The 16,066-nt window shown below is 65.9% G+C and carries 15 protein-coding genes; 10 read left to right on the forward strand and 5 right to left on the reverse strand.

What is annotated here, in order from left to right; translation table 11 throughout:
- Positions 1-371: 371 nt before the first annotated feature.
- The 3 genes from ACIG87_RS27325 to ACIG87_RS27335 form a co-directional block, all read right to left on the reverse strand.
- Positions 372-737 carry a hypothetical protein gene (locus ACIG87_RS27325; RefSeq protein ID WP_396854338.1) on the reverse strand — a complete coding sequence of 122 codons (366 nt, stop codon included), beginning with the start codon at positions 735-737 and terminating at the stop codon, positions 372-374.
- A 471-nt stretch (positions 738-1,208) separates the two neighbouring features.
- Positions 1,209-1,403 carry a DUF397 domain-containing protein gene (locus ACIG87_RS27330; protein ID WP_396854340.1) on the reverse strand — a complete coding sequence of 65 codons (195 nt, stop codon included), beginning with the start codon at positions 1,401-1,403 and terminating at the stop codon, positions 1,209-1,211.
- A complete protein-coding gene (locus ACIG87_RS27335) occupies positions 1,400-2,239 on the reverse strand; it encodes a helix-turn-helix domain-containing protein (RefSeq protein ID WP_396854342.1) in 840 nt (279 codons plus the stop codon). The genes ACIG87_RS27330 and ACIG87_RS27335 overlap by 4 nt, the downstream gene beginning before the upstream one ends.
- 659 nt (positions 2,240-2,898) lie before the next feature.
- Here ACIG87_RS27335 and ACIG87_RS27340 point away from each other — a divergent pair.
- The 10 genes from ACIG87_RS27340 to ACIG87_RS27385 all read left to right on the forward strand — a co-directional run bounded on the left by ACIG87_RS27340 (position 2,899) and on the right by ACIG87_RS27385 (position 14,132).
- Entirely contained in the window at positions 2,899-3,150 is a 252-nt protein-coding gene (locus tag ACIG87_RS27340; protein ID WP_396854343.1) for a hypothetical protein, read from the forward strand.
- An 84-nt stretch (positions 3,151-3,234) separates the two neighbouring features.
- Positions 3,235-4,446 (forward strand): hypothetical protein, encoded by a 1,212-nt coding sequence (locus ACIG87_RS27345; RefSeq protein ID WP_396854344.1) that lies wholly within the window; start codon positions 3,235-3,237, stop codon positions 4,444-4,446.
- A 35-nt stretch (positions 4,447-4,481) separates the two neighbouring features.
- On the forward strand, positions 4,482-5,153 hold the full coding sequence (locus ACIG87_RS27350; protein ID WP_396854407.1) for a helix-turn-helix domain-containing protein: 672 nt from the start codon (positions 4,482-4,484) through the stop codon (positions 5,151-5,153).
- A gap of 174 nt (positions 5,154-5,327) precedes the next feature.
- Entirely contained in the window at positions 5,328-6,536 is a 1,209-nt protein-coding gene (gene fxlM, locus ACIG87_RS27355; RefSeq protein ID WP_396854345.1) for a methyltransferase, FxLD system, read from the forward strand.
- 81 nt (positions 6,537-6,617) lie between these two features.
- Entirely contained in the window at positions 6,618-6,779 is a 162-nt protein-coding gene (locus ACIG87_RS27360; RefSeq protein ID WP_396854346.1) for an FxLD family lanthipeptide, read from the forward strand.
- A 170-nt stretch (positions 6,780-6,949) separates the two neighbouring features.
- Positions 6,950-9,961 carry a lantibiotic dehydratase gene (locus ACIG87_RS27365; RefSeq protein WP_396854348.1) on the forward strand — a complete coding sequence of 1,004 codons (3,012 nt, stop codon included), beginning with the start codon at positions 6,950-6,952 and terminating at the stop codon, positions 9,959-9,961.
- Entirely contained in the window at positions 9,958-11,178 is a 1,221-nt protein-coding gene (locus tag ACIG87_RS27370) for a lanthionine synthetase C family protein (protein ID WP_396854349.1), read from the forward strand. The genes ACIG87_RS27365 and ACIG87_RS27370 overlap by 4 nt, the downstream gene beginning before the upstream one ends.
- Positions 11,179-11,193: 15 nt before the next feature.
- Positions 11,194-12,012, forward strand: a complete 819-nt coding sequence (locus ACIG87_RS27375) for a thiopeptide-type bacteriocin biosynthesis protein (protein ID WP_396854350.1) — start codon at positions 11,194-11,196, stop codon at positions 12,010-12,012.
- A 119-nt stretch (positions 12,013-12,131) separates the two neighbouring features.
- Positions 12,132-13,115: a hypothetical protein gene (locus tag ACIG87_RS27380; RefSeq protein ID WP_396854352.1), complete on the forward strand. Its 984-nt coding sequence runs from the start codon at positions 12,132-12,134 to the stop codon at positions 13,113-13,115.
- A 225-nt stretch (positions 13,116-13,340) separates the two neighbouring features.
- The gene (locus ACIG87_RS27385) at positions 13,341-14,132 is read left to right on the forward strand and encodes a hypothetical protein (protein WP_396854353.1); all 792 of its coding nucleotides are present in this window, start codon (positions 13,341-13,343) and stop codon (positions 14,130-14,132) included.
- Positions 14,133-14,226: 94 nt separating this feature from the next.
- On the opposite strand, the gene ACIG87_RS27390 is transcribed toward ACIG87_RS27385, so the two are convergent.
- Together ACIG87_RS27390 and ACIG87_RS27395 are read right to left on the reverse strand one after the other, a co-directional pair.
- Positions 14,227-14,724: an endonuclease domain-containing protein gene (locus ACIG87_RS27390; RefSeq protein WP_396854355.1), complete on the reverse strand. Its 498-nt coding sequence runs from the start codon at positions 14,722-14,724 to the stop codon at positions 14,227-14,229.
- A 241-nt stretch (positions 14,725-14,965) separates the two neighbouring features.
- Positions 14,966-15,988, reverse strand: coding sequence for a PIN domain-containing protein (locus tag ACIG87_RS27395; protein WP_396854356.1), 1,023 nt, complete (start codon positions 15,986-15,988; stop codon positions 14,966-14,968).
- Positions 15,989-16,066 lie beyond the last annotated feature (78 nt).

Consider the following 16,066-nt stretch of genomic DNA (forward strand, 5'->3'; position numbering starts at 1 on the left):
CCTTTTACGCCATTCACCGACGACCCGCTGGCGAGGGCCCGGCCCTCAGACCGTCTACAAACCCACACTGGACGAACGCTCTCGAATCACCCACTGAGGTGTTGCCATGTAGCGATGCCAGCCAAGGGCTGGATGGCCTCAACCTACCGCCGGGCTGTTGGTTGGTGGTTGTCGGTCCGTCGGTCTGTCTCGACGTCGAACCGCTGTGCTGCTAAAGGGGGCTATTGATTACCCACGGAGGCGAGGGACGGCGCGACAGGCCGCTGCCCGCTGCTGCTGCCAGTGGGTATGGAGAGAACCGCGTGGGTCGCCAGCACAGTAACGAGCAGGGCCGGCCGCAGCGGATCGAGTTGGCTCAATCGGCACCGGATCTAGCGGTCCGCCTCACCATCACCCCGCCACGACTGCTTTGCCTTTCGGGCTGCCGCCCGCGCATGCCCCAGATGGCCCTCCAACACCCCGGCAGCCATCGCCGGGAACATCGCCACGAACAGCGCCCCCGCCGCCTGGTCCGCGCCGTCATTGAACGCGCCATTCTTCGCCGCACCCCACTCCACTGCCTGAAACCCGAACGTTGCCAGCAGCACCACCGTGATTGCAGTGAAGACGATCGCGGACCAGCGAGTAGCCGTCCCGGCGAGACTGTGAGCGTGGTAGATGTGGACGAGTGCAAGCGGTACGAGCAACACCCCGGCCATCCACAGCAGGATCATCACTCCATCGTTGAACGAGTCCATGGGGGCCCACCAGGCGGTCATCGCCACCGTCGTCAGAGACAGGGCAGCCCACAGCGTCCAGGAGACTGCACGCGAATGGCGAAGGATGAACGGCTCTCGGGTCTCTGAGGCTGGCTGCATCACGGCAGGCTAAAGGGTCGCTGTCTACCATGGTTCCGATAAGGCGGGCACCCGACAGGAGGGTTGCGTACCGGCGGGTAGGCGCCCTCTCGGGAGCGGCGGCGGGCAAGCTCAGGACACCAGCCTCATGCTCCCAAGTCGGGGCGCCCGTTCCGCGCGGCGGACCTTGGCTCGGCTTCTGACGATGCTGGAGAAAGCGCAAGAAGGCTGGCTGGTTGCGGGATGGGAAGCGGCAGTCACTCAGCCGAGGGCCTGCCGCTCCCGGCGCGGTTGCTGGGGACAGAAGGGAGGGGCGCCGAAAAACAAACTGCGACCCCCGGAGGGAGGTCGCTCACGGCTTCGTCTTGCTGGTCAGGAGGCCAGGGACCCCGCCTTTAGCCCGGCAACGAAGTTGAGGTAGCTCTCGCGGTCGAACGAGAGCGTTGGCCCGGTGCGGTCCTTGGTGTCTCGGACCTGGACCCCATCACCATGCAGTCGAGCCTCGACGCAGCTATCGCTGCCGTTGCTCCTGGTCGACTTCTTCCAGTCTTGCGTCAGACCGTTCACTTCATCCCCTCTGCGGCGGTTCGCAGCAATTCGGTTGAGCTGTCGGCAGACAACGCATCCTGCGCCAACCTGTTGAACACGTCGCCATACGATGCTACCGCCTCGGGGTAGAGGTCCCCCGCGTACGTCTCGCAGTACACGACGTCGTCACCCTCGGGGAAGCCGAGGATCACGAGCGGCCCGAGGGTGCCAGCGTGGGCGCCTGCGGAGTACGGGATCACCTGGAGGTCGATGTTGGGCCGTGAGGCGATGTCCACCAGGTGGAGGATCTGGCGACGCATCACCTCCGCGCCACCGACCATCCGGCGGATGACCCCTTCGTCAAGGATGATCCAGGTGCTCGGTGGGTAGTTCTGGTCGAGGATCGCTTGGCGTGAGGTGCGTACCGCGACGCGGGTGTCGATCTCGTCGGCCTTGAGGCGGACGGGGCCGCGCTGGAGCAGGGCTCGGGCGTAGTCCTCGGTCTGGAGTAGGCCCGGCACGACCATCGAACCGAACGCCTTGATGGAGGTCGCTTCGCTCTCGAAGGCGATCAAGCTCGCGTACTTTTCGGAGATCGCCGCCGCGTATGGCTGCCACCATCCCCGGTCTCCGCGCTTGGTCGTGTCAGCGGCGGTCTTGGCCAGCCGGTCCGTAACCTCGGCGTCGGCGCCGTAGCTCTGGAGCAGCGCCTTGAGGGTCAAGGGTCGAACACCGACACGGCCGCGTTCAATCCGGCTCAGGTGCGAGTCGGAGATGCCTGCGGCGCTGGCGGCCTGGTCGATGTTCAGGCCGGCTGCGTCGCGCAGCCCTCTGAGTTCGATGCCGAGCTTCCGTCGAGCCGTAGGACTTGCCACGTCGGACAGTGTACGGCCAAGGTCAACGATCAAGGTGCTTCTCCAGGCACTAGCTCCAGACAGTTGCTTGGAGCAGGTGCCCCGTGGAATCATGCCTCTATTGCCCCCGTCGCAGCCAGGGGAGGTCAAGAACATGACCAGCTCGGTCAAGGTCTGCTGTGGCCGCGCGAGATGTCAGACCGACACCCCGCGCGGCTGCGTCGACTCACGGCGGCGGGGTCGAACCTGCCGACGCCGCCCTGCGTTGTTGCGACGGGTGGGTAACGACCTCGGCGTGTCGCACTGCATTGTTCGGGTCTGGTTTGTGCCGACGAGCCGCAATAGAACTCCGCAGGGGGGCGATGAGGTGCTCGAAGTCGCAGTTGTAGGCGCATTAGTGGTCGGCTACCTCGGTGGACTGCTGTCATTCAGAATCAAGTCTCGGTGGTGCCCGGCATGTGGAGCGACCACAACCGACGTCATTGCCAGGGATGCAAGGCGAACGCTGTAGCGGCCCTTGCTCGAAGAAGTGCGACCCAATCGCGAGCATCAGCCGGTTTCGCTGCGCGTCAGATCAGTTAAACCTCGAGTAAGCAACACGCGGGAAAGTGACGTCTCATTTCTGTAAGCCACGAGCCTTAGACTGCCGGGCGGTAGCTGTCTGGCAAGAACGGACGAGCATGGGCACCTACCACGGCGGCGGCCAAATCGATCAAGCGCAGGCGACACTCGACCGGCACGCAGTGTCCAGCGGCGACGGGTTGTGTGTGGAGTGCAAGGTGCTTGGCCCGTGTGCAGACCATGAGGCAGCGGCCAAGGTATTCATGCTGTCGGCGCGTTTGCCGCGACGGCAGCCCGGTGCGACAAGGCCGGAGCTGCTAGGTGCCGGCCGCGGCGGCTTCGGCTGGCTCGCGGTGCGGGCGGCGGGTTGAGGCGTCGACCACGGTGGCGGAGTCGAGTAGCCCGGGTCTGGGAGTCGCGCTAGCCGCTCGCGAGAATGCGACCGTCAACCGCTATTGGCGCGCGAATATCCCTTCTTCGCCGACTTGAGGGCAGATCAGGAACGGATTCACATCGTGGCACATCAAACGAGACCGAATGAACTGTTGCGCGCGGCGCGGCTGCGTTTGTCACCTTCGAAGAGGGACGAAGTCATGTCGCGGCAAGAGTTGGCTAAGGCGGTGAATGCCAAACTGTTTGAGGAGACGGGACGGCATTATGGCTTGAACGCCAACTACATCGGGAAGCTGGAGAACGGCGTGATTGGCTGGCCGAATAGTCAGTACCGGCGGGCGCTGCGGACTGTGTTGAGCCTGGATTCGGATGCTGAACTCGGCTTTCGCTCCCACCGGCCTCCGGTCGCTGAATCCGCCAGCGTCGCCGTTGTCGGACCGGTCGAAGCCCTGTTGGGCTCAGATAGATCGCCTGCGGCAACCCTTCCGCAGGCGTTGGCCGGAGTAAGCGCGCCTGTTAGGCACGGCGAGGATGAGGCGTCACAGTCGGCGCACCACTCCTGGGTGCGACCGAGAACTCGTCTCGACACCGTCCCTGCCGATATGGGCGCAGACCAGGAACGGATTCACATAGTGGCGTATCGTCCGAGGTCGAACGACCTGCTCCGTGAGGCGCGGCTGACGCTGCGGTCGCCGACAGGGTCGGGTCGGCCGATGTCGCGGCAGGAGTTGGCCGAGGCGGTCAACGCGTACCTGTACGAACATGCGGGGCGCACGGCCGCCATCGCCGGCCACTACATCGGCAACCTCGAACGCGGCCAGACCCGGTGGCCGTCCGCGCACTACCGGCAGGCGTTGCGCGCGGTGCTGGGCAGGGCCACGGATGCCGAACTCGGCTTCTACATCATCAAGGGACACGCCAGCGATGCTGACGCGTACCCCACGGAGCCGGCCGCACCTACCGGCTTGGCCCCAGGCGTGCCGCCTGGTGTGGCCACCCTGTCGGAGGGCGCACTTCACGGTGCGGATGGAGGGCACCCGAGCGAGTCGGCCGGGGCGGCGGTGGTGCAGGTGAGGGTGAATGCGGGCGCGACGATCACGGTCGTGTGTCATGGCGGGCCGCCCGTCTGCGTCGCTGTCGTGGCCGGGCCGGTCGAGCTGCTGGTCGAACCGGTCGTCGCCGGACCCGCCAACCCGGCTTCGGCTCCGGCGGGCAGGCCGAGCGTGAACGACGGTGCGCGGGTGTACTCGCTCGCCGGGCAACTGGCGCGTTAGCGATGGCGGTTACGCAGCTCGCACGGCAGAAACCGATGGCCCGTCAGGCTTTTCCTCCACCGCGCCGTCTCGGCGAGGCAGGTGCGATTACCCGGGATCACATAGCCGACGCGCGCAGGAACCTCGGCCGGCACCTGGCCCGGCGGCGTAAGACTGTCGGGTTGAGGCAGGTCGATCTTGGCAAGCTCATCCGCTACTCGCGAAGCGCGATTGCCGGCGTCGAGGCCGGTCGGGACAACACCACCCGCATCTTCTGGTACAACGCCGACATCGCCCTCGGCGCACGCGGAACCCTGCTATCCCTATTCGATGAGTTCGACGCGCTCGTGCGGAGCCTCCACGCACAGAACGCTCGCGCGCGCGACCAGGAACGTCAGCAGTTCGGGCTGCCGCCGGTCCCGCTCACCCCTGATGTGGCGGCCAGTCGGGTGGTATGTGTGGGGTGCGGGCCGGCGGTCGTCGGCAGGTGGACCAGGCGGGAGGTCCGCGCGTTACGAGAAGCGCTACGGATGAGCGTGCGCGCGTTCGCCGAACACCTCGGCGTGACCATGACGACCGTCGCCGACTGGGAACACCGCACCACCCCCGCACCACCGAGGCTCGCAGCACAGTCGCTGCTAGACCAAGCCCTCACCCTCGCCAACACCAACTCCAAAGCCCGCTTCCGGCTGTTGCTCGACGGCCAATGCCAAGCGGACACGCGATGAGAAGGGAATCGGAGGTCGTCAGCGCACAGGATCCCTAGTGGTCCCCCAGCAAGCCGAGGGGCCCAGGATCGCCAGAGGCACTACCGGATATCTACCGACCAGACCATCTACCGACCAGACCCATGGGCGAAGCGGCGTGTAGGCAGCCGTCAGTCCTCTATCAGAAGGATCGAGATGACCTTGCAGGTTGACGACACCATTGCCTTGCGTCAGGCCATGGTGACTGCGCTGCGCGATGAGGGACTCATCACCACCGACAGTGTGGCTACGGCGATGAGTAAGGTACGCCGGCACGACTTCGCGCCAGGTGAGCCGCTGGAGAAGGTCTACCAGACCAACACGACCCTGGTTCCCAAGATCGACGCCCAGGGTCGCCAGACGAGCGTGGTGTCGGCGTCGCACATCCAGGCCATCCAGCTCGAACAGGCCGACGTGCGGCCGGGCATGAACGTGCTGGAGATCGGCTCCGGCGGGTACAACGCCGCGCTGATCGCGGAGCTGGTCGGGCCGACCGGCTCCGCGACGACCGTGGACATTGACCCTGACATCATCGACCGAGCCCGTGCGGGCCTACGTCGGGCGGGGTACGAGCAGGTCAACGTCGTGCTCGCTGACGCTGAGCACGGTGTGGCGCAGCACGCGCCTTATGACCGGATCATCGTCACGGTCGGGGCGTGGGACATCCCGCCTGCCTGGCTCGATCAGCTCACCCCGGACGGCCGGATCATCGTGCCGCTGCGCTTCGCCGGGATCACCCGGCTCATCGCCTTCGGCCGCAGCCCCGACGATCATGTGCTTACCGCCGACAACTACCGGCTCGGCAAGTTCGTGCCGATGCAGGGCGACGGCGCCGCCGACGAACAGCTGACCGCCGTCACCCCCGATCTCGGTCTGAGGATCGACCAGAGCAGTGACCTCACCTTCGACGTGCCGGCGCTGCGCAAGGCGCTCCACACCGCACCGGTGGAGAGCTGGTCGGGCACGCCGTTCGACATGCCCGACGAGCTGGAGCTGTACCTGTTGACCAGCGGTCCGGAGCTGCCGATGCTGCACGCTGCACAGGAGGCCGTCGATCAGGGCGTGGTCAACCGCACGGTGCGTCTGGGCACCCCGGCGCTGGTGCGTGGCGGCACCTTCGCCTACCGCATCAAACGCGAGAATCCGCAGACTGTCAGCGGCTTCGAGACCGGTGTCGTCGCCCACGGTCCGCAGGCCGACCAGGTCGGCAGCGAGCTGCTCGACATGATCCGCACCTGGGCGGGCCGTTACTACCGGCGCGGCGCTGCCCGCATCACCTACCACCCGGACACCAGCGCCGTCAGCGGTCTGAGCGGGTGGCACACGACCAAGCGGCACGGCGTCCTGGCCGTCGACTGGTCCTGAAAGCTTCGGCGTCCACCTCCGCAATGGACGCGGAGGTGAGCGCCGGGGAACCCTATCCGCCCCCTCTCAAGGAGGTTGTCCATGACCCAGCCCGCCACCCTGCCCGACGCCGAGGACCGCCCTCTCGACGAGTTCGACCTCAACATCGAGTTCATCGAGGCCGGGGGCACCGTCGAGCACATCATCAAGATGACCGAGGACAGCTGCGGCAGCACGTGCGAGTCGGCCTGCACCAGCTGCTGACCCGGCGCACCGCGCCGCTGGTGGCGCGCTCTGGTCGCTAGTCGGTCGCTGTGACCTTGCCAAGAAGCGAGCCACCGCATCCGGTCAGGGATGCCCGGTCCTGGAAAACGTGAGCCGAGGGCCGGGCATCCCACCCGCTAACAGACGATCACGCCCCCGGGGAGGTCGATGTGTACCGCAGCGTGAACGACGCCTTGATGCTTCGTGCATCCGTTCTCCACCCCGGCCACCCTGGTAAATGGCCTGATCTGACCAGCAGCGACGCATCTGCCACCTGGCGGCCGTGGCTCGATGAAGCACTGACCGTTCCCGGATTCGCCGTCGCGCTGGAACACGCCTCGCCTGAACTCGGCGAGCGAACCAGAGCCGCCGTCAACGGCGAGCTGTCGCACGCCGATGTTCGCCGAGTGGTGTTTGCTGTCATGCGCTACCTGCTGCGGGCTACCAGCCGCGCCACACCGTTCGGACTGTTCGCAGGCGTCGCACCCGCCACCGTGAACCGCGTAGGCGTCATCCGGTGGGGTACCGCCCACCGACCCTTTGCCCGTATTCCCGCGATGTGGCTGGCACGCGTTCTCGACGGCCTGGAGTCCGACCCACGGCTGCGCCGGAACCTGGTGGTGCGCGCGAACAATTTGCTCGTGCAACGGGCGGGGAAAGTGGTGCTGGAGTACCGCGCCGCGACGAGCGATCCTCGGGGTGCGCCGGCGCACCTGCGCATCAAGGCGACCGGCTCTGTGCGCGCGGTGCTGGCGCTGGCTGCCGAGCCGATCCGATGGGCTGACCTCTGCGACAAGCTCGCGGCCGAACACGGGGCGCCGCAGGACGGGGCCGAACGGCTGATTCGCCAGATGGTGGCACAGCGGCTCCTGTTGACCAGTCTGCGTCCACCATCGACCCAGACAGACCCCCTCACGCACCTCGTGGACGAACTGGCAAACGCCACCGCTGCGGGCGACGGCGCGGGTGGACTCCTCAACCAGCTGCGTACTTTGCGCCATCTTCAGGCGCGACACGACAACGCGCAGGACATGGCGACGGCTGATGCCCGTCGCCGGGATCTCGTCGACGCCGCCGCGATGATCAGTCCCGGTCCAGCCCTCGGGGTGGATCTTCGTCTGGACTGTGATCTCGTCCTGCCGGCGACGGTGACGGCCGAAGCCCGCCGGGCCGCTGCCGTGCTGACCCGCCTCGCCCGCCCAAAGCCCTCAGGATGGCGGGACTGGCACGAGCGCTTCCTGAACCGCTACGGCCTGCACGCCCTTGTTCCCGTCTTGGACGCGGTCGATGCTCAGGTCGGTCTCGGGTACCCGGACGGATTCACGGGCGAACCTGCCGACGAAGCGCCCAGGTTGACCGATCGGGACCGCAGGTTGCTCGCCCTGGCGCAACGGGCCGCGCTGCGCCGTGACCACGAGGTGGTCCTCGACGACGCGTTGCTGGAGCACGTCGCTGGCGCGGTGCCGACCGAGACCTTCCCAACCGCAGAACTGACCGTGCGCGTCCACGCCGATTCGATGCGCGCCATCGAGGACGGCAACTTCCAGCTGTCGATCGTGAGGGCGTCAGCGCAAGCCTTCTCGACCGCGGGCCGGTTCCTCGACCTGTTCGGCGAAGGCGTACGGCGCCGGATAGCCTCCCGCGTCGCCAACATCCCGCCCGCGAGCGACGGAGCACTCCTGGCGCAGCTGACTGCGGTCACCCGCTACACCGTCAGCCTGGACGTCAACCGCGCTGCCCCGGTGCTACCTCATCTGATCTCGGTGGGGGAGTACCACCCGGCATCGCAGGATGTGATCGGATTGGACGACATCGCGGTGACGGCCGACGCACACCGTCTGTACCTGGTGTCGATTTCCCGCCAGAGGGCACTGCAGCCGGTCGCGGTCAACGCGGTCGAACCGGTACGCCACGCCCATCCGCTCACCCGGTTCCTGGCCGAAGCACCCGTGGCCCTGTCCACCGCCTGCTCGCCGGTCGAGTGGGGTCCGGCAGCCAAGGGGCTGCCGTTTCTGCCCGCGCTGCGCTACGGCCGCACCCTGTTGAGCCCTGCCCGCTGGCAACTGACCGCAACCGAGCTACCCGACCGACACGCCGCATGGAAGCAGTGGGACCAGGCGCTCGCTACCTGGCGGCAGACCACCGGCTGCCCTACGGCCGTCTGGCTCGGCATCGGCGATCAGACCCTCGGCCTCGACCTGGACGAACCCGCCCACCGGGCGCTGCTGCGCGACCACCTGACCCGCGAACCCACCGCGCTGCTCCGAGTCATCCCCCGAGGCGACGGCTGGATCGGCGGCCACCCGCACGAGATCGTCGTACCCCTGACCGCCACCGGCCCGAGACCAGCATCACCACGCCTGAGCAGCCCTCCGGTCGACGTCCGCGCCCACGGCAACCTGCCAGGCAGCGAACACCACTACCTGAAGCTCTACGCCCGCCCGAGCGAACAGACCACGATCCTGAGCAGCCACCTGCCACGGCTACTGGCCCAGGGCTCAAGAGCAGGCTGGTGGTTCCTGCGGCACAGCGACCCCGAGCCCCATCTACGGCTCCGCCTCAGCGGCCTGCCCATCGAGGCCATCGCCGGATGGACACGGCAATTGCGCGACGCCGACCTGACCAGCCGAGCCCAGTGGGACACCGACTTCCCCGAGCCCGGCCGCTTCGGCAGCCCGGCCGCGTACCGGGCCACCACGCTCGTGTTCGCCGCCGACTCGGAAGCCACACTCGCCGAGCTGGCCGTGTCCCTGCGACATCCGGCGGTGCACCGACAGGCGCTGACCGCCGCCAGCATGCTCGACCTCGCCACTGCCATCATCGGCGACCCGCACGAGGCCATGCGATGGCTGATCACCCGAACCCGCACGCACCGGCCCGCACCGGCCCGCTCCGTCTACGACCAAGCTGTCCTTCTGGCCAACCCGTTCGACCACACCGCCCTGACGTCCCTACCCGGCGGGGACACCCTCATTGACCGGTGGGCCGAACGCCGCCGCGCGGTGGCCGCCTGGCGAGATCACCTCCCCACCATCAGCACCGTCCCACCAGTCGAGCTGCTACCCGACCTGCTGCACCTGCACCACGTCCGCGTTCTCGGGCTCGACCTGGACAGCGAACGCGCCTGCCTGCACCTCGCCCGCGCTGCCGCGCTCAGCTGGAAGACAAGGAGCACCTCGTGACTACCCCCACCATCCCCGCCAACCCGATGAACACACTTATCACCGTCTGCGCCAGACTCGCGAGTCCCTCGATCGTCGGCCCGTCACCCGACGGACGAACCCGGCCGCAATCGCTGGCCGGAGGCGCGGTGGGCATAGCCCTACTGCACATCGAGCGTGCCGCCTCCGGACATAGCGACGAAGCAACCGCCCACAGCTGGATACGCGCCGCGGCCAGCGAGCCCATCAGCCTCGGGCGCAACTCCGACCCGTTCCACGGGGCCCCCGCACTGGCATTCATGCTGCACACCGCCCGCCCCCTCGGCGGATACCACCGTGCCTTCGCCAGCCTCAACGACGCCACGATCACCCTCACCCGGCAACGGCTGGCCGCCGCCCATGCCCGCATCGACCGCCGAGAACCCCTGACCATGTACGAGTTCGACCTCGTCCACGGCCTGACCGGGCTTGCCCTCTACCACCTGCACGCCCACGCCGACCACCCCGTCAGCCGGGACCTGGTCGCATACCTCGCCCGCATTACCGAACCCCTCGACGACACGGCCCGGCCGCCGTGGTGGCTGCCCTCCGGCCTCGGTGGCACACCAGCCGCCCACTTCCCGCACGGCCACGGCAACATCGGCGCGGCGCACGGCATCAGCGCGGTCATCGCCGTGCTCGCCTACGCCATCCTCCATGGCCACGACACCCCCGCAGCACACAACGCCCTCACCGCGTTGTGCGCCTGGACCGACCTGCACCGCCAAGACGACCGGGACGCAACATGGTGGCCCGGATACGTCGTCCCCGACGCCGTGCCCAAACGGCACCGGCCCTCATGGTGCTACGGCACCCCAGGCATCGCCCGCGCACAGCAACTCGCCGGGCTCGCCCAACACGACACCACCCGCCAGCAGCAGGCAGAGAACGCGATGATCGCCGAACTCACCGACACCCGCCAGCGCGAACGGCTCCCCGAGATCGGCCTCTGCCACGGCAAAGCCGGACTCATCCAAACCGCCTACCGAATGGCCGCCGACAGCACCGACCCCCACCGCTCGGCCCAGCTCACCACCCACCTACCCAGCCTCGCCGCCGAACTGGCCAACCAACTCAACACCGACGCTCACATCGAACCGGAACTGATGAACGGCACCGCAGGAGCCGCGCTCGCCCTCCACACCGCTACGACCGGCATCCCGGCTACCCGCTGGGACACCTTCCTCGGCCTCTCCTGAGCGCGGAACACGCAGATGACGGCACCCCGATGGCAGCAGGCCACGATCACTTTCGCGGACCCTAACGCCGCCGAACAACTGGCCATCGCGCATCTCGCGCCGATCCTGGCCGAAGGCGAGGCCCGCCACCTCATCACCACCTGGTTCTACGTACGCAAGAGCGCCTGGCGGCTGCGCTACCTCCCAAGCGCGGGCACGAGCGACGCCGAACGCTATGTGACCGACGAGCTGGACCGGCTGACACGAGGCCGCCACATCGACTCCGCCGTAGCCGGCATCTATGAGCCCGAAACCCACGCCTTCGGCGGTGCCGAAGCCATGGACACCGCCCATCAGCTCTGGCACCACGACAGCCGCCATCTGCTCATAAACAGCCCTGGCACATCAGCACGCGAGCACGAATTGTCGATCATGCTCCTTGTGGCGATGATGCGAGCTGCGGGCCTGGACTGGTACGAGCAAGGCGACGTGTGGGCACGCGTAGCCGACCACCGCGACCCGCCCCAACCCGCCATCGTCCACTCCATGAAACACGCCGCCAAGAGGCTTCTCACCGTGGACTCAGCCAGCCTCACTCGCCCCGAAGCACCCCTTGCCAACTGCCGCAACCTGTTCGGTGCCTACACCACCGCCGGTGCCGCCCTCCGACAGCTCAACCAGGCCGGACACCTCCGCCGAGGTCTACGCGCCACCCTCGCACACCACGTGATCTTCGCCTGGAACCGGCGCACTGTCCCTGGCCTACGACAAGCGGCCATCGCCACTGCTGCGAAGACCGTCATCTTCGACCCCGACCTGACGGTCAACGCCCCCACACCGAGCGGTGACGCATGAACCCTGCCGTCACCCGCAGGTTCCCCCTGATCGCCCGACCCCGGCCCGCCTGCACACCGCTGGTTCAGCGGATACCCGACCTAGAAAGACGTGCCGCACTCGCCCAGGAGCGCCACGACGTGGCCTCGGCGACGGCAGTGTTCAATCTCGCCGCGCTCCTGGCATCCGACTGCGGCATGCCGAGTCTCGCACGCACCTGGTGTCACCGCCTCGCCGCCGCTGCCATCAGCCACAACCACGAAGCCCAATATGCACTCGAACCAATAGTGAACCTCGCCCGTCTGCACATTCGCGCAGGCGACGGCCCCACCGCATGGACCCTGCTGGAGAACCTCTTCCAGGCAGTCGACACCCGCACCGACACCATGATCGACGGAATCGCCATCCCGGCCGTACGCCTCACCAAGACACCCGCCGCCCACGCCAAAGCCCGAAAGTGGCTATGGACGGTGCTACTCGGCACCGGCGCCCACGCCCTTGCTGCCGCCGGACAATGGGACGAAGCCAGCCAGCACCTCCGTCGGTACAAGGGGGTCGGCGCACGTATGCTCGACGGCAGGCAGATCACTGTCATCAGCCATGTCGTAGCGGGCCGCTACGAGCAGGCGCTCGCGACTCTGAGCGCGACCAGTCCCGGCGAACAATGGGAGCAGGCCGTCACTGCCTGCCTTTACCTGCACGTGCCCGTCGATGATCTAACCGATCGCGTGACCGCCGCGCTGACCGTCTATAAGGCGCTCCGGCTCACCGAGGCGGAACAAGCGATCTTCCGCATGAGGGTTGGTCTAACCCTCATTGACGCCCTCGACGCCGGCCACCTCGCGCGCGAGCAACTCGTACCGAAGCTGGCGCACGACGCTGTCAACGACGGGTATGCCGCTCGCGAATTCCTAGCCCATCCCGGATGCCTGAGCATCGCTGACAGCCGTGTGATCAGGCAACTCACTCGCCTCGTCTCCGCATGCGGCCTGGGTCTCAACTTCTTGCCAGGAGAAAGCCTCGCAACCCTGAACCGCGTTCTAGATGCCGCCGAGACGGTCCTACGCCAGCCGAAACCAGGCTCGCCTAACGGCTTAATCGCCAGTTCAGCTCCACCCCCGTGATCGGAACTCCGCTAACCGTAGGATGTGGCGAGGTAATCGCTGGCGTTAACCGTGCGTAGCACACTCCTCCTAGTGGCGTGAGCCCGCCGCTTCTGAATCTGTACCATTTGGTTCTCAGGCGACCAGCATTCCAGGCCCCCCGCAGTCGCAAACCAAGACGCTCGCTAGAATGTGGACTCTACTGTGGCATCAGCAGATCAATCGTACTGCTTGGGGGAAGCTAACATGGGTGTCGGCTCGACAGGTGACGGGGTTATTCAAATTCCTTATTACCCGCCGCTAGTTGAGTTGGCGTCAAGCCCAGATTCCTTCTATTTTCAATGGAAGCTGATGTACTTCGCATTCCGCCTAACCGATCCGGCGACATTTCCGCCGATGGTTTTGTCTCAAGGTGGAGAGGTGGCAGTGCTTAGGAGATACTCATCCGCCGCAAAGAGGCTAGCGTCCACAACTCTGTTGAGTGCGAAAGAAGAGGCGAGAATTCGGGTTAGCAATACACCTTCTGGTCAGGTCGAATCGGTGGAGACCCAGTTCTCGGCTCACGATTTGACCGTGGGATTCAGTGCCATGTTTAGGCAGTTCTTCTCGGACTCCGAGCCAGCCAGCTTTAGTAGCGCCAGAAACATCATCGGGCGCCGGAATCGCGAAGCAGGCGATGCGGACAGCGCCTTCAGGGAAGGCATGCTTAAAGAGTGGCGATCGGCTCACGCGAAGCTACTAAATGCGCCGTTGAGAGTAATTGCGCTGCGCAGGCACTTCGATGAGGCCGGCGCTACCGACGCTCCTGTTCAGGGTGAAGGTGGAAGGTCGCCCAGGGAGACTATTCAGATATTTAATTATGGTGACCTGATTCATTGGGGAGAGCGTCGAGCCGCATATGACGCGCTGGGTGTCACGGAGTTAGACGCTGCCCTAAGTCGAATGGAATTTCTCGACGCGATCGTAGGGCTGAGTCATCTCTATCTGGGGTTCTCCATCATTGTCGACCGGGTGCTGTCGGCATGCCAGTCCGAATAGGCGCATCTCCTCAAGGGTGAACGCCACCAGCGTCGTGGCACCGGCGATTCGCCACGAGGCGGCACCACGCGCCTACAGTCCGCCGAATCCTCTGCTACTTACGGCAGAGCGGGCATTTACATGGTTGGTCCCACCTGGCGGTGCGCTTCCGGTGGTGGTCGGCCAACGTGTGCCGTCGGTACGGTGCCGTCGGGTCACATCCAACCCGCGTCAGGTATGACCGTGCTGCCGCATGCCACTGCCCGCCGTCGTCCCAGTCATGTAGCCGCCCCCATAACTCGAACTCGCCCAGCCAGCCGTTGCACCCGGGGCATAGAAGTCCGCGCACGCACATTCCACACGTCCGCTGCTTGTTGACGGCGGCACAGCAGATGTGGTCATGGTCGATCACCAGCGGCTTGTCGTGGGTGCCGTGCCCGCAGATGGCGCAGATTCCATCTTGGGCGGCCCGAAGTGCCCGGTACCGGTCGGGGGTGAGCCGGTACCGGGCCAGGGTCCGGGCGGCGGGGAGCCGGATGGCGCACCCGGCGTCCGAGCCCCCCTCCGCCCGCAACAGGCTGACGCACGTTGCGTCGGGGAGGTTAGTGGTCACGGGTTCCTGTCTACCATCATCCAGCGCCGTCGAAGATCCCCCCGGTGCAACCTAGGTCTGCTGGGTCGGACCGGACGACCATAACCGTAGCTACGGGCGACGCTGTGCCGGGACGCTCGACGCCGACCTGATGGGCCGCATCGAAGTCTCCCGCGTGCGCGATTCAAGGCGTACTTTAACGACGTTTGCCGACCACGTAACCGCAGCGCGTCCGTCCTGGCTCGATGGGTCAGCCGGCGTGCTAACTTTTACTGGTATCGGCCTGTTTCATCAGGCTTCCTGCCGCAAACTTCGTCGTCCCTGACAGGGCGGAGTCCTTGCTCCATTGACGAAGTTGCGCAAGACGGTCCTGCCAGGCAGGATTTGCGTCAGCGTTACCTACCTCCGTCATCCACTGCGCCACCGTCTCAGCGACTTTTGTATCGCGCTCATCCTTCTCGTCTACGAGTAGCTTGACCGACAGGCCGGCTGCCTTCGCCCGCAGCTCCATGTTCGTGTCGTACGTGAGCAACGTGATGGGGAATCCGGCATACGGTTGAATCGACGCCGCTCGCCGGACAATCTCATCATCCATGATCTCAACGCGTTGATGTCCCGGCGGATCAAAGAGAATCTCCGCTGTCACTGACTCAGTCTGGAAGACGTGACCATTTGAGGCCGGCCGAAGCTCGGGGCCGCGAAGCGTCTGGATCTCGTTCGGCTTGTCGCCGAACAGCTCCTGAATGATTCTCAAAGAGGCGCCCGCCCGGTACCGGTTCTCAATCTTCGACTTCTTCAGTCCGTCCAACTCGTCGATGACCGGCATCGGAATGACGACGTGAAGCTGGGTCATCGGACCTGTGTCGAGGAGGTCCCAGTAGTCCAACTCGTTGAACTTACTGGGATAGTTCATAAAAAAGCAGGTGTCCGGCACAAGGAACACGCCCCGGCCGCTCCATCGCTCGATTAGCTGCTCAAGCGAAGTGACTGCCGCGTCAACGTCGGCGACGCAGCGCTCAAGCTCACGGCTCCTTAGCGCGTTGATCTGCGGTGTGCCGATCATGGACGTGTTTAGCAACGTCCAGTGAGCCTGGGTGAGGATGAGACGGTCCACGTCAGCCTGCGACACCATCGACCTCAATTGCGATAGCGCATTCTCGCACCATTGAAAGTAGGCGCGGGTTAGTTCCGTGGCTGAACGGGCGTTCATCGCATCGACGTGAAGCTGGCGGAGGACGTCGAGAAGCCGGCGTCGGTCGGTCCATGGCAGCGGCGTGACTAGCATGCGTTGATGATCGCAGCCGTCGGTGCCGGTCGCTTCAGACTTTTAGCTTTGGCTGGTGCCTCATGATGCAGCCTCGAA

Source organism: Micromonospora sp. NPDC051925, from assembly GCF_044548625.1.
Lineage (GTDB): Bacteria > Actinomycetota > Actinomycetes > Mycobacteriales > Micromonosporaceae > Micromonospora.

Bases quoted from the DNA above. Each gene is read 5' to 3' on its own strand.
- fxlM (WP_396854345.1), top strand. From the start codon at position 5,328: ATGACCTTGCAGGTTGACGACACCATTGCCTTGCGTCAGGCCATGGTG.
- ACIG87_RS27395 (WP_396854356.1), bottom strand. From the start codon at position 15,988: ATGCTAGTCACGCCGCTGCCATGGACCGACCGACGCCGGCTTCTCGAC.
- ACIG87_RS27350 (WP_396854407.1), top strand. From the start codon at position 4,482: ATGGCCCGTCAGGCTTTTCCTCCACCGCGCCGTCTCGGCGAGGCAGGT.
- ACIG87_RS27385 (WP_396854353.1), top strand. From the start codon at position 13,341: ATGGGTGTCGGCTCGACAGGTGACGGGGTTATTCAAATTCCTTATTAC.
- ACIG87_RS27375 (WP_396854350.1), top strand. From the start codon at position 11,194: ATGACGGCACCCCGATGGCAGCAGGCCACGATCACTTTCGCGGACCCT.
- ACIG87_RS27325 (WP_396854338.1), bottom strand. From the start codon at position 737: ATGGACTCGTTCAACGATGGAGTGATGATCCTGCTGTGGATGGCCGGG.
- ACIG87_RS27360 (WP_396854346.1), top strand. From the start codon at position 6,618: ATGACCCAGCCCGCCACCCTGCCCGACGCCGAGGACCGCCCTCTCGAC.
- ACIG87_RS27340 (WP_396854343.1), top strand. From the start codon at position 2,899: ATGGGCACCTACCACGGCGGCGGCCAAATCGATCAAGCGCAGGCGACA.